General features: G+C 71.4%; 9 protein-coding genes. 5 read left to right on the top strand and 4 right to left on the bottom strand.

The features are described 5' to 3' along the window. Positions 1 to 134: 134 nt before the first annotated feature. The 4 genes from ftsH to DEFCA_RS20235 form a co-directional block, all read right to left on the bottom strand. On the bottom strand, positions 135 to 1,994 hold the full coding sequence (gene ftsH, locus DEFCA_RS0103570; protein WP_025321665.1) for an ATP-dependent zinc metalloprotease FtsH: 1,860 nt from the start codon (positions 1,992 to 1,994) through the stop codon (positions 135 to 137). A 420-nt stretch (positions 1,995 to 2,414) separates the two neighbouring features. Then, positions 2,415 to 4,427, bottom strand: a complete 2,013-nt coding sequence (uvrB, locus tag DEFCA_RS0103565; RefSeq protein WP_025321664.1) for an excinuclease ABC subunit UvrB — start codon at positions 4,425 to 4,427, stop codon at positions 2,415 to 2,417. 21 nt (positions 4,428 to 4,448) lie between these two features. Then, positions 4,449 to 5,927 (bottom strand): cysteine--tRNA ligase, encoded by a 1,479-nt coding sequence (gene cysS, locus DEFCA_RS0103560; RefSeq protein ID WP_025321663.1) that lies wholly within the window; start codon positions 5,925 to 5,927, stop codon positions 4,449 to 4,451. 737 nt (positions 5,928 to 6,664) lie between these two features. After that, complete coding sequence (locus tag DEFCA_RS20235) at positions 6,665 to 8,221, bottom strand: DUF445 family protein (protein ID WP_025321662.1); 1,557 nt, start codon at positions 8,219 to 8,221, stop codon at positions 6,665 to 6,667. A gap of 118 nt (positions 8,222 to 8,339) precedes the next feature. Between DEFCA_RS20235 and DEFCA_RS0103545 the strand changes: the two genes are divergently transcribed. The 5 genes from DEFCA_RS0103545 (at position 8,340) to DEFCA_RS21970 (ending at position 12,347) form a co-directional block, all read left to right on the top strand. After that, positions 8,340 to 9,044 (top strand): twin-arginine translocation signal domain-containing protein, encoded by a 705-nt coding sequence (locus DEFCA_RS0103545; protein WP_051463188.1) that lies wholly within the window; start codon positions 8,340 to 8,342, stop codon positions 9,042 to 9,044. Between the two features lie 270 nt (positions 9,045 to 9,314). Next, a complete protein-coding gene (locus tag DEFCA_RS0103540; RefSeq protein ID WP_025321661.1) occupies positions 9,315 to 11,129 on the top strand; it encodes an aldehyde ferredoxin oxidoreductase family protein in 1,815 nt (604 codons plus the stop codon). 9 nt (positions 11,130 to 11,138) lie between these two features. After that, complete coding sequence (locus tag DEFCA_RS21975; RefSeq protein ID WP_169709430.1) at positions 11,139 to 11,306, top strand: hypothetical protein; 168 nt, start codon at positions 11,139 to 11,141, stop codon at positions 11,304 to 11,306. Next, positions 11,299 to 12,177, top strand: coding sequence for a 4Fe-4S binding protein (locus DEFCA_RS0103530; protein ID WP_025321660.1), 879 nt, complete (start codon positions 11,299 to 11,301; stop codon positions 12,175 to 12,177). The genes DEFCA_RS21975 and DEFCA_RS0103530 overlap by 8 nt, the downstream gene beginning before the upstream one ends. Continuing rightward, entirely contained in the window at positions 12,174 to 12,347 is a 174-nt protein-coding gene (locus DEFCA_RS21970) for a hypothetical protein (RefSeq protein WP_169709429.1), read from the top strand. Before DEFCA_RS0103530 ends, DEFCA_RS21970 begins: the two co-directional genes overlap by 4 nt. Positions 12,348 to 12,602: the final 255 nt, after the last annotated feature.

Below are 12,602 nucleotides of genomic sequence, written 5' to 3'. Positions count from 1 at the left end.
CCGCGCGCGAAGCCGGGCATGAGATTCGCCGCGCAGGCACGGGGCACCAACGGTGGTTTCATGGCGGTCCGGCCGGGGACCGAACGGTTTCACGGTGCGAGCGTTGGAGGCGCTGCCACTCCTTCGGGGGGCCCTCACTCCTCGGTCGCCCGGCCCTCCTCGTCTCCGGATCCGGCGATCAACCGGTCCACCTCGGCGCCGGTCAACTCCTCCCGCTCCAGCAGGGCCGCCGCCACCCGGTCCAGGGCCTCGCGGTGGGCCTTCAGCAGCTCCGCCGCCTGGGCCTCGCAGTCCCGCACGAGGGTCTCGATCTCCTGGTCGATGATCCAGCCCATCTGCTCCGAATAGGACTTCTCCTGGGCCAGCTTCTTGCCGAGGAACACGTGTTCCTCGCCCCGGCTGAACGTCACCGGCCCCACCCGGTCGCTCATCCCCCACTGGCACACCATCTTCTCGGCCAGATCGGTGGACTGTTTCAGGTCGTTCTGTGCCCCGGTGGACAGGTCGTCGAACACCAGCAGCTCCGCCGCCCGCCCGCCCATGTTCACCGTGATCTTTCCCAGCAGATACGACTTGGGGTAGTAGTGCCGATCCGCCTCGGGCACGATCTGGGTCACCCCCAGGGCCGCCCCCCGGGGCACGATGGTCACCTTGTGCACCGGGTCCATGCCGGGGAGAAGCCGGGCCACCACCGCGTGGCCGGCCTCGTGGTACGCCGTGATCCGGCGCTCGTTCTCATCGGTGAGACCCGGCCGCTCCAGGCCCATCAGGACCTTGTCCTTGGCCTGCTCGAAGTGGGCCTTGGTCACCAGGTCGCTTCGCTCCCGCGCCGCGAACAGCGCCGCCTCGTTGCACAGGTTTTCCAGGTCGGCCCCGCTCATCCCCGGGGTGGACCGGGCCATCATGTCCAGGTCCACGTCCGGGGCCAGGGGCATCGAGCGGGTGTGGATCCGAAGGATCGCGGCCCGCTCCTCCAGGGTGGGCAGATCGATCACCACGTGCCGATCGAAACGGCCCGGCCGCAGCAGGGCGGGGTCCAACACGTCCGGCCGGTTCGTGGCCGCGATCACGATCACCCGCTCGTGGCCCTCGAACCCGTCCATCTCCCCCAGGAGCTGGTTCAGGGTCTGCTCGCGCTCGTCGTGCCCGCCACCCAGGCCCGTGCCCCGCGACCGGCCCACCGCGTCGATCTCGTCGATGAAGATGATGCTGGGGGCCTTGGCCCGGGCCTTCTCGAACAGGTCCCGCACCCGCGCGGCCCCCACCCCCACGAACATCTCGATGAACTCCGAGGCGCTGGTCGAGAAGAACGGCACCCCGGCCTCCCCAGCCACCGCCCGGGCCATCAGGGTCTTGCCCGTGCCCGGCGGCCCCATGAGCAGGATCCCCTTGGGCACCCGGCCGCCCACCCGCTGGAACCGCTCGGGGTCGCCCAGGTAGTCCACGATCTCCGCCAGCTCCCTCTTGGGGTTCTCCATGCCGGCTACGTCCTTGAACGTGACCTTCGGCACATTGGCCTCGTACACCTTGGCCTTGACCTGGCCGAAGCTGCCGAACGGGCCGAACCGGGCGTTCTGGGCCCTGCGCATGGTCCACACCCAGAACCCCAGCAGCAGCAGCCAGGGGAGGCTGTTCACCAGGAACATCCACCACATGTTCTCCTGGCCCCGGCGCCTCACCTGCAGCTCGACCCCTTTCTCCTCCAGCAACGGCAGGAGCTCCCGGTCGTCCAGGGGGGGCAGACTGGTCCGAATGGTCTGCACCTGCTGTCCCGCCTTGCCCACCGCCACCGCCCGGTACAGGGTGGCGGTGACGTCCTGATCGGTGAGCACCACACGCTGCACGTTGCCGTCGCGCAGCTCCTTCTTGAACGTGGAATACGACACACTGGGGGAGGGACCGGTGGGCGTGCGGGAGAGGTTCTCCACCATCACGCTCATCAACAGGAGAAGAAGCAGGAGCCCCAGGGCCCGCTGCCAGGGGAATCGTTCCATCTCGGGTGCTGATCCTTTCTCGACGAAGGGGAGTTCCCCGGCTCGGACGCCGCCGGGGACGCAGGGAACCAAGCAACTTCGGTTTTTGGTCGTCAGTCGTTGGTCGCCGGTCGGGGGACTTCGGCCCGCTTGAAGGCTGGAAAGCCAGGAGGCTAGGAAGCTTGAAGGCTGAAAAACCTCCCGGATTCCCCCACGTCCTTAGGAATCACCATGCCCCGGGCCTTCACCTCCCGGTTTGGGGAGAAGTTACCCTTCCCTGTTGCAGGGCCCCGAAGGGGCCTGGTAGAGCCCCCATCCAACGGTCTGACCCCTAGTTTCTAGTCTCTAGTTTCCAGTCTCTAGACGGCCCCGTGAAGGGCCCAGCCCGAAAAGTAAGCTATCGGAAAGGCAGGAAGGGGTCAAACGAGGGCGGCTCCGAGCTCACGCCCCGGTGGCGGCGCCGACCACCCGCAGGGCCTGGTCCTCAAGCCGGCGGATCTCGTCCCGGTACCGGGCCGCCCGCTCGAACTCCAGCTCGGCCGCGGCCTCGTGCATCTTCTTTCGGAGCTCCTCGATCCGGGCCTCCAGCTCTGCGGCGTCCCGATAGGGGAACTCCTCCTCGGCCGCCGCCGGCACGGTGACGTAGTCCATCTCGTACACCGAGGAGAGCACGTCGTCGATTCGCCTCACCACCGACTCGGGCGTGATGCCGTGGGCCTCGTTGTAGGCCAGCTGGGCCGCCCGGCGGCGCCGGCTCTCGGCGATGGCCCGGGCCATGGAGCCCGTGATCCGGTCGGCGTAGAAGATCACCCGGCCGTTCACGTTCCGCGCCGCCCGACCCGCGGTCTGGATCAGGCTGGTCTCGCTGCGCAGGAACCCCTCCTTGTCCGCGTCGAGCACCGCCACCAGGCTCACCTCGGGCAGGTCCAGGCCCTCCCGCAGCAGGTTGACCCCGATCAGCACGTCGTGCTCCCCCTGCCGCAGATTCCGGATGATCCGCACCCGCTCCAGGGTGTCGATGTCCGAGTGCAGGTACACCGTCTTCACCCCCGCTTCGGCGTAGTACCGGGTGAGGTCCTCTGCCATCCGCTTGGTCAGGGTGGTCACCAGCACCCGCTCGCCCCGGGCCACGGTGCGGCGGATCTCCTCGAGCAGGTCGTCCACCTGGGTTTCGGCCGGCTTGACCACGATCTCGGGGTCCACGAGCCCGGTGGGCCGCACGATCTGCTCCACCACCCGGCCGCCGGCCTTCTCCAGCTCGTACCGGCCGGGCGTGGCGGAGACGTAGATCGCCTGGTTCACCCGGGCCTCGAACTCGTCGAACCGTAGGGGCCGGTTGTCCAGGGCCGACGGCAGCCGGAATCCGTACTCCACCAGGGTCTCCTTGCGGGACCGGTCGCCCCGGTACATGCCCGCGATCTGGGGGATCGTGACGTGGCTCTCGTCCACGACCAGCAGAAAGTCGTCGGGAAAGTAGTCGATGAGGGTGGGCGGGGGTTCCCCGGGGCTTCGGCCCGTCAGGTGGCGGGAGTAGTTCTCGATGCCGGTGCAGTACCCCATCTCCTGGAGCATCTCGATGTCGAACAGGGTGCGCTGCTCCAGCCGCTGGGCCTCCAGGAGTTTGCCTTGGGCCCGCAGCTCCCGCAGCCGCTCACCCAACTCCTGCTGGATCGAGCGGATCGCCCGATCCAGCACGTGCCGCGGGGTCACGTAGTGGCTGGCGGGGGGGATCAGGACGTGCCGGAGCCGGCCGATCCTCCGGCCCCGCAGGGGATCCACCAGGTGGATCGCCTCGATCTCGTCGCCGAAGAACTCCACCCGGATCGCGTGCTCGTCCTCGTACGCGGGGAACACCTCCACCACGTCTCCCCGGACCCGGAAGGTGCCCCGGTGGAAGTCCACGTCGTTCCGCTGGTATTGGAGGTCCACCAGCTTGCGGAGCACCCGGTCCCGGTCCGCCTCGACCCCTTCCTCCAGGTACAGCACCATCTCCTGGTAGGTCTCGGGGTCGCCCAGGCCGTAGATGCACGACACGCTCGCCACGATCAGCACGTCCCGCCGGGTGAGCAGCGCGTGGGTTGCTGCGTGGCGCAGCCGGTCGATCCGGTCGTTGATGGACGAGTCCTTCTCGATGTAGAGGTCCTGCTCGGGGAGGTAGGCCTCGGGCTGGTAGTAATCGTAGTAGCTGACGAAGTACTCGACCGCGTTATGCGGAAACAGCGCCTTGAACTCGGCGTAGAGCTGGGCCGCCAGGGTCTTGTTGGGGGCGATCACCAGGGTGGGCCGGTTCACCCGGGCCACCACGTTGGCAATGGTGAAGGTCTTGCCCGAGCCGGTGACCCCCAGGAGCACCTGGTGGCGCAGCCCTTCCTCGACCCCCCGGGCGAGTTCGTCGATCGCCCGGGGCTGGTCCCCCCGGGGCTCGAACTCGGTGACGAGGCGAAACTCGGACATGGGTTCTCGGGGCGGCCCCCCCTACCTCACCTTCCAACGGGTCCCGCCGGGGCCGTCCTCGAGCACCACGCCGCGCTCGGCCAGCTCGTCCCGGATGCGGTCGGCCGTGGCCCAGTCCCGGGCCTTGCGGGCGGCGGCCCGCTCGGCGATCTTGCGTTCGACCCACTCCGGGTCGATGCCGAGGGTCGCCGCCCCCCCCTTCCGCCGGGCCTCCCGGTAGGCCACGGGGTCGTCCTGGAGGATGCCCAGCACGGCCCCCAACTTGCGCAGGCTCTCGGCCGCGTACCGCACCACCGCCAGGTGGTGGGACTGGGGATCGAACCCCTCGTGGAGGAACGCCCCCACCTCCCGGGCGCACCGGTGGATGTGCCCCAGGGCCTCGGCCGTGTTGAAGTCGTCGTTCATGGCGTGCTCGAACTGGTAGAACAGCCCCAGCACGGCCTCGTGCACGGCCCGGCTGCCGTTGCCCAGCTCCGACACCGGCACCTGGGCCGGCACGTCCCGGCCCCGCAGCACCCCGTCCGCCCGCTCCAGCAACCCGTAGAGCCGGTCCAGCCCGGCGGCCGCATCGTGGAGCGCCTGGTCGGTATAGTCCACCGGGCTCCGGTAGTGATGGCCCAGCAGGAACACCCGCAGCACCTCGGGGTGGACCTGCTTCAGGACCTCGTGAATCGTGAAGAAGTTGCCCAGGCTCTTGGACATCTTCTCCTGGTTCACGTTCACGAACCCGTTGTGGAGCCAGTACCGCACGAACGGCCGGCCCGTGAGCGCCTCGGCCTGGGCCACCTCGTTCTCGTGGTGGGGGAACACCAGGTCCTTGCCGCCGCCGTGCACGTCCACCGTCTCGCCCAGGTACTTCTGGCTCATCACCGAGCACTCGATGTGCCAGCCGGGCCGACCCGGGCCCCAGGGGCTGGGCCACGACGGCTCGCCGGGCTTGGCCGCCTTCCACAAGGCGAAGTCCAGGGGGTTCCGTTTGCGGGGATCCACCTCCACCCGGGCCCCGGCCACCAGGTCCTCGAGGGAGCGCTTCGACAGCCGGCCGTAGGCCGGGTAGCTGTCCACCGAGAAGTACACGTCCCCTTCCACCTCGTACGCGTGGCCCTTGGCGATCAGCCCCTCAATGTGGGCGATCATGTCCTCCACGTGCTCGGTGGCCCGGGGCTCGTGGGTGGGCCGCTCCACGCCCAGCGCGTCCATGTCCTCGTAGAACGCCTGGATGTAGCGCTCGGCGATCTCCGAGGCCGGCACCCCCTCCTCGTTGGCCCGGCGGATGATCTTGTCGTCCACGTCCGTGAAGTTGCGCACGTAGGTGACGTCGAACGAGCTGTACCGGAGGTACCGGTAGATCACGTCGAACACCACGGCGCAGCGGGCGTGACCGATGTGGCACCGGTCGTACACGGTCACCCCGCACACGTACATGCCGACCCGGCCCGGCACCAGCGGCTCGAACGGCTCCTTGCGGCCGGAGAGCGTGTTGAACACCTTCATACCCATGCTCGGAGCGTTCCTCCCAATGACTTCGGTCGTCAGTCGTTAGTCGTCGGTCGAAAACTCGCCTCGACATCGGAGTCGAGGGGCAAGGGGCCTGGTGGAGCGCCGGGCGTGGCTCCTACAGCCGCGGCATCCGGTGCTCAGCCGATGCTTGCTTCCCCAGGCCCCCTGAAAACGTTCTCGTAGATCGATCCGCCACCGAACCTTTGCAACCCGGGCTGGGCGCCGGATGCAGCGTAAGTCGGATGCTGCACTCACGCACGGCCGGAACCAGGCCCCTTGCCCCTCGGCGGCAACGTCCCGGACCAACGAACGTTTGGGCCTTCGGCCCGCTGGAAGGCTCGGAAGCCAGGAGGCTGGGAGGCCAAAAGGCTAACAACCTCTTTCCTCTCCGCTGGTTGCCTCTAGCCTCCGGTTTCCAGTCTCTAGTGTCCCGTTGCGCAAGAAAGCATATCGGTTGCGGCGGTGGGGCTGGGGGCTCCGACGAAGCGCGATGGCCGAGCAGGCCGGGCCGCCCGGCGCAGGGGAGCGGCCGCGGCGCGTGCCCTCACGCGCCGCAGCGGGCCGAGCCGAGGCGGCCCCTGCGAGGCCGTTCAGCGAAGGAGGGGTCCCCAGCCCCACCGCCCCGGGGAATGCACGAACTTGCGGAGCATGACACTAGCCTCTGGTTTCCAGCCTCTGCCCGCCCCCCGGAGGCTGAACGTACGGACCCTAGCAGACCCCCGCCCCCCCGGGCAAGATCAACCGGCCAGCAGCAGCAGGCCCGCCTGCACCCCTCCCACCGCAGCCCCCAGCACCCCGCCCCACCAGGTGATGGCCCGCAGCTCCCGCCGGGCCACCTGCAGGATGACCCGCTCGACCTCGGCCGGAGAGAACGCCTGGATCTGGCGTTCCACCAGCCCCCTCACGTCCACGATCGACAGCACCGCGGGCACCTGCTCGGCGATCACCGGCATGACCCGCTGGAACGCCACCCCCACCAGGTCCCGCACCACCTCCCGGGGCGGAGGCGGGATCCGGCCGCTGGCCAAGGCCTGCTCCACGGCCCGGCGGATCCGGGGGGCCTCCCGCTCGGCCAGCCGCTCCAGCCCGCCGTCCCGGGCCCAGCCCACGAACGACTCGACCCAACGTTGCGGCGCGGTCGGATCCGCCACGGCCACGGCCCGCCCCAGCGGCTCCGCGTACCACCGGTCGAGCTCGCGCTCCACCCACCCCACCAGGGCCTCGGCCGTGTCGGGCCGTCGCAGCCGGCCGGCCGCCCAGGCGGACACCTGGTCGAACAGGCGGTCCAGGGCCTCGGCCGGCACCTCGGCCAGGATCTCGCCCGGGGTGCGCCCCAGGAACCCGTCCACGGCCTCCAGGATCCCCTCCCGGATCCTCTCCCGGTGCTCCTCCTGGCGCACCAGCTCCCGGAGCCGGAACAGGTTCGCGTCGACCAGCTCGTCCGCCTCCCGGAAGATCCGGTCCCGGGCCAGGAGCGCGGCGTGGCGGATCGCGTTCTTGACCAGCCCCCCCCTCAGCTCGGCCAGGTACCCCACGATGCCCGCCCGGACCGCGGCCTTGATCCGGTCCACGTTGGCCGGCGACAGCACCGCCTCCTCGAAGCGGTGGAGCAGGGGGTCCACCAGGGGCTCCACGGCCGCCCGCATCGCCCCCCGCACCTCGGGCGGCAGCAGCTCGCCCACCGGCCGCTCCACGCCGGCCAGCCGCACGGCGAATCGGCTCACGGCCTGCCGCACCCGGGCCTCCAGGCCGGGCGAGGCCAGCAGCTCCGCAGCCTTGCCGGCCGCGAACCGCCGCAGGAGCCCCTGCTCCCCGGGCAGCAGGTCCGCCGGCGAGCGTTCGAGCAGGCTCCCCAGCACCGCGCCCACCGCCCGGCGCCCCTCCGGCCCCGAGAGCCACGCGGCCAGGCCGGCCGCCCCTTCCCGCACCGCCCCCTCCACCGCCCGCGCCAGGGCCCGGCGCGGCTCGGGGCGCGTGATCCACGCCCCCTCCCCCGGCGCCAGGTACCGGACCGCCAGGTCCGTGGCCAGGGCCTCGAGGGCCTGACGCACCTCGGGCCCTGCCAACCGCTCGGCCACCCGGTCCTCCCGCAGGAGCTCGGTGGTCACCACCTCGGCCACGGTCCGGGCGATGTCCTGCTTGCGGCGGGGGATCATGCCCTGGAACCGCAGGCCCAGCACCCGCTTCTCGTCGTACGGCCTGAACAGCATCCGGATCGCCAGGGCGTTGGTGGCGTATCCGATGGCGAACCCGAACACCGGCGCGGCCAGCGCCGTCCAAAGCTGCGCGGTCACGGGAGACCTCCCTTCCGGGGGCCGGCACGTCTTGACACGGTCCCGGCCCTACCCTACCCTCGCCGCACTCATCCCATCCCAGGCAACCTGCCGAGGTCGGACCAGCACGGGGGGCCCCATGCTACACCCGCCCGGACCCGAGGACTACTGCCTCTCCCGACTGCCCCGCCGCCGGGAGCCCGCCCCGACGGCCGCATCCCGGCCCAGCCGCCGGCAGTTTCTGGTGCAGGCCTGCGCCGGCGCCTCTTACCTGGCCCTGTGCCTCCTGCTGCCACGGCCCGCGCCGGCGGCCCAGCCCCAGGAGCAGCCTCCTTCCCTGGTCGTCGTGGACCTGAAGCGGTGCGTCGGCTGCCGCATCTGCGAGGTGGAGTGCGCCCGCAAGAACTACAAGACCTACAATCCCCGCCACGCCAACCTCCAGGTGATCCACCTGGTGCCGCCGGTGAGCGTGCCCAACCACTGCTACCTGTGCAAGGACGCCCCGTGCATCGCGGAGTGCCCCGTGGTGGTGGACGCGGCCGCCGGCACCCGGGCGCTGTACCACGACCCCAAGGTCAAGGGGCTCAAGCTCGACAACGTGGCGTGCACGGGGTGCTGGAAGTGCGTGGACGTGTGCCAGCGGGAACGCAGCGGCATCCTGCGGCGCAACGAGGCATCGAAACGCCCCGAGGGGTTCTGCACCCTGTGCGACGGCGACCCCTCCTGCGTCAAGTTCTGCCCCAACGGGGCGATGGCGCGGGTGCCGATCACCTTCGACGGCCGGTACCTGGCCCGCAACCCGTACCTCCTCGGCGAGGAGCTGGCGCGGCTGTGGTACCGGTGAGGGGGCGAGGAGGCTGGGAGGCGCCGGAGCCATCTTCAGGAGCCAAAATTTCGGGGACAGGAGCCAGAAAAAGGGTAAAGACACTGTGGCCAAAGCGACGTCGTGGGACCACGACCCGTCCACTGACGTCTGTCCTCTGACCCCTGATCCCCATACCCCCGAGCTTTGGCGCGATTCGAGAGCCGCCCGGCCGCCTAGCTGCCTAGCCGCCCAGCGGGCCGAAGGCCCCCAACCGACGACCAACGACTGACGACCAACGACCGAAGTCACATGGAAGCTTACGCAGGAACCGTTCTCGACGTGGATCTGACCCGGCGCGAGGTGCGCACCCGGCGGCTGGACCCGGACCTCGTCGCCCGCTACCTCGGCGGCAGGGGCCTGGCGGTCCGGCTCGTCTGGGACGCGGTGCCGGCCCGAGCGGACCCGCTGGGGCCCGAGAACGTGGTGGTGCTGGCGGCCGGCCCTCTCACGGGGTTCCCCGTGCCGGGGGCGTCGCGCACCAGCGTGGTGACCAAGAGCCCGGCCACCGCTCCGCGCAACGGCGTGGCCGGCGCGGCCACCCTGGCCATCGGCCAGATGCCGGGCCATCTGGCCACGGAGCTTCGCTACGCCGGGTTCGACGCCGTGATCCTGAGGGGTCGGGCCCCCGAGCCGGTCAGCCTGGTGATCCGGGACGGCGAGGCCCACCTGCGGCCGTCGCTGGACCTCTGGGGCAAGGAGATCCCCGAGGCCGAGGCGATGCTGCGCCACGAGCTGCCCCGCGAGCCGTACCAGGTGGCGGCCATCGGCCCGGCCGGGGAGAGGCTCGTTCCCCTGGCCTCGGTCGTGCACAGCCACCCCTACGGGGCCCACGGCGGCCGGGGCGGCATCGGGGCCGTGTGGGGGAGCAAGAACCTCAAGGCCATCGCGGTGCGGGGCACCCTGACCCCGTTCGACGCGGCGCGGCCCCAGGCCCTGGACGAGCTGACGCCGGGGCTCACCAAGAACCTCCGGGGGTGGAACCGGTTCGAGACCTGGCGGCGGTACGGAACCGCCTGCCTGCTGGAGGCCGGAAACGACGCCGGGTTCCTGGCGGTGCGGAACTTCCGGGAGGGGTGGACCCCGGCGGCCCCCCGGGTGGGGGCGGTCCGGGCCGAGGCGGTCTTCTGGACCCGCAGCGAGGCCTGCTTCTACTGCCCGCTCCACTGCCGCAAGGTGGCCCGGATCCGGGATCGGGACGGGCGGGGGCTGGCCGTGGCCGGCCCGGAGCTGGAGACCGCGGCCATGCTGGGGACCAACCTGGGGCTCGACGACCTGGAGGCCGTGCTCCGCCTGAAGGACCGGTGCGACCGCCTGGGGCTCGACCCCTCCAGCACCGGCAACCTCCTTGGATTCCTGGCCGAGGCCGCCGACAAGGGCGTGGTCACCCCCTCGCAGCTGGCCGGGGTCGAGCCCCGGTGGGGGGACCCCGAGGGGTTCCTGGCCCTGGTGGACCTGCTGGCCGGGGCAGACGAGGGCGTGGTCTGGGCCGCCCGGGGCGTGCGGGCGGCCAGCCGGGAGCTGGGGCCCGACACGGCCCCGTGGGCTATGGAGGTGAAGGGGCTCGAGATGGACACCTACAACCCGCCGGGCCTGCCCCTGCTGGCGGTCTCGTTCGGCACCTCGCCGGTGGGGGCCGCCCACGAGTTCGGCCACACCCCTCGGGTCCAGGACGAGCGGGCCGTGTCCGACTCGCTGGGGCTGTGCCGGTTCCACCTCTACGCCAACCCCCTGTCCGTGCAGGCCCAGGCCCTGGCCGCGGTCACCGGGGTGGACCGGTCCCCGGACGACCTGCGCCGCATCGGGGCGCGGATCTGGAACCTCGAGCGGGCCTTCGCCGTGCGCGAGGGGTTCGGCCCGGAGGACGACCGGCTTCCGGAGCGGTGTCGGTCCGAGCCGTTCCGGACCGGCCCGCGGGCCGGCGCCGTGCTCGACGCGCAGCAGGAGGCCCGGATGCTGGCCGAGTACTACGAACGGCGGGGCTGGACCCGGTCCGGAGGGGTTCCCACCGCCGAGACCCTGGGCGGGCTGGGCCTGGGGGACGTGGCCCGGGCCCTGGCGGGGTGAGCCGTGCGCGTGAGGGCTCGCTGGTTGGCCGTGGCCGTGGGCCTGTGGGGGCTGGTGCTGGCCGCCCTCGGGCGGACCGGGACGGGCACCTGCCCCCTGGGGGTGTGCGCCGCCTGCGGGGCCTGCTTCCCCTCGCCCCGCATCGAGCAACCCCAACAGGGGGACCGGGTTGCGTAACCGCGCCTGGCCCCTGCGGGTGGCCGTCCAGGCCGCCTCGGTGCTCTGGGCCGCCTGGATCGCCCTCAACGCGGCCTACCTCGTGGCGTTGGCGGACCAGACCCGCACCCCCCCTCCCACGCTGTCGGCCCTGGCCGGTCTGTTCCCGTTCGGCCCCGAGGCCGGCAGCCTGAGCATCGAGGACTACTGCCCGTTCGGCCCCTTGGAGGGGGTGGTGCGGGCCGCCCAGGGCCTGGCCGCGGGCCGGGGGGTCTCGTTCGTGGGGCCGGTGACCCTGCGCAACCTGGGGGTGCTGTTCGCCGTGGCGGCGCTGGTGCTGCTGACGAAGAAGACCTTCTGCTCCTGGCTGTGCCCCTTCGGCGCCGTGTTCGAGGCCCTGGGTTGGGTCGGCCGGCGGCTCGGGGTCCGCCAGGTCCGGCTGCCCGGCCGGTGGGATCGGCGTCTCCGGCGGCTGCGTTACGCCGTGCTGGCGGTGCTCGTGGGGCTCACCGGGTGGGCGGGGTACCTGGTGTTCAAGGAGGTGGACCCCTTCTTCGCCCTGTACACGGTGGGGAGCGCCGCGGCCCCGGTCGGGGGATACGCCGTGCTGGCCGTGCTGGCGGCCGGGGCGCTGGTGGTGCCCGGGGCCTGGTGCCACTACCTCTGCCCCCTGGGCGCGGCCCTGGACCCGATCTCCCGGCTCGGGCGCATCCGCATCACCCGGGCCGACCCGGCCTGCACCCGGTGCAACCGGTGCTCCCGGGCCTGCCCCCAGCGCATTCCCGTTGCCCGCCGGCAGCGGGTCACCGACGCCCTGTGCACCAACTGCCTGCGCTGCCTCGACGCATGCGACCGGGGCGCCCTGGAGCTGCGGCTGGAGGTCCGGACGTGAGGGTCGACCGCCGGTGGTTCGCCTGGCTGGTGGTGGCCGGGTTCGTGCTGGGGGTGTGGGGGTTCCGGGCCCTGGGGGTGTGGAGGCCCCGCACCCGACGGCTCCCCCCTGCCGAACGCCTGGCCCCTGCCCCGCCGGCCCCGGGGGAGTCCGGATCCTTCCCGATGTAGCCCCGATGGGGATCGACCCGGGGCAGCCTTGCCCCGGGTCCCATACCGAACTGCGTTCCAACCGAGAGCCCTCGGGGAGCGGGGCAAGGGGGGCCAACGGCTTTGAACGCAACCTGGTAGAAGGCCCCATCAGGCCCCTGCGGGGCCCTACAACGGGAAGGGTAACGTTCCCTGATGCGGGGAGCAGAGCCGGCGGCGGGGCATGGCTTTCAGGAACCGGAATTCAGCGGACAGGAGACAGGAAATCCTGGGTTC

This window comes from Deferrisoma camini S3R1, from assembly GCF_000526155.1.
In the GTDB taxonomy this organism is placed as follows: Bacteria; Desulfobacterota; Deferrisomatia; order Deferrisomatales; family Deferrisomataceae; genus Deferrisoma; species Deferrisoma camini.
This window is presented reverse-complemented; position numbering and strand designations above follow the sequence as displayed.

Excerpts from the sequence above, each read along its gene's own strand:
- DEFCA_RS0103545 (WP_051463188.1), top strand. The coding sequence starts at position 8,340 with ATGCTACACCCGCCCGGACCCGAGGACTACTGCCTCTCCCGACTGCCC.
- ftsH (WP_025321665.1), bottom strand. The coding sequence starts at position 1,994 with ATGGAACGATTCCCCTGGCAGCGGGCCCTGGGGCTCCTGCTTCTTCTC.
- uvrB (WP_025321664.1), bottom strand. The coding sequence starts at position 4,427 with ATGTCCGAGTTTCGCCTCGTCACCGAGTTCGAGCCCCGGGGGGACCAG.
- DEFCA_RS0103540 (WP_025321661.1), top strand. The coding sequence starts at position 9,315 with ATGGAAGCTTACGCAGGAACCGTTCTCGACGTGGATCTGACCCGGCGC.
- cysS (WP_025321663.1), bottom strand. The coding sequence starts at position 5,927 with ATGGGTATGAAGGTGTTCAACACGCTCTCCGGCCGCAAGGAGCCGTTC.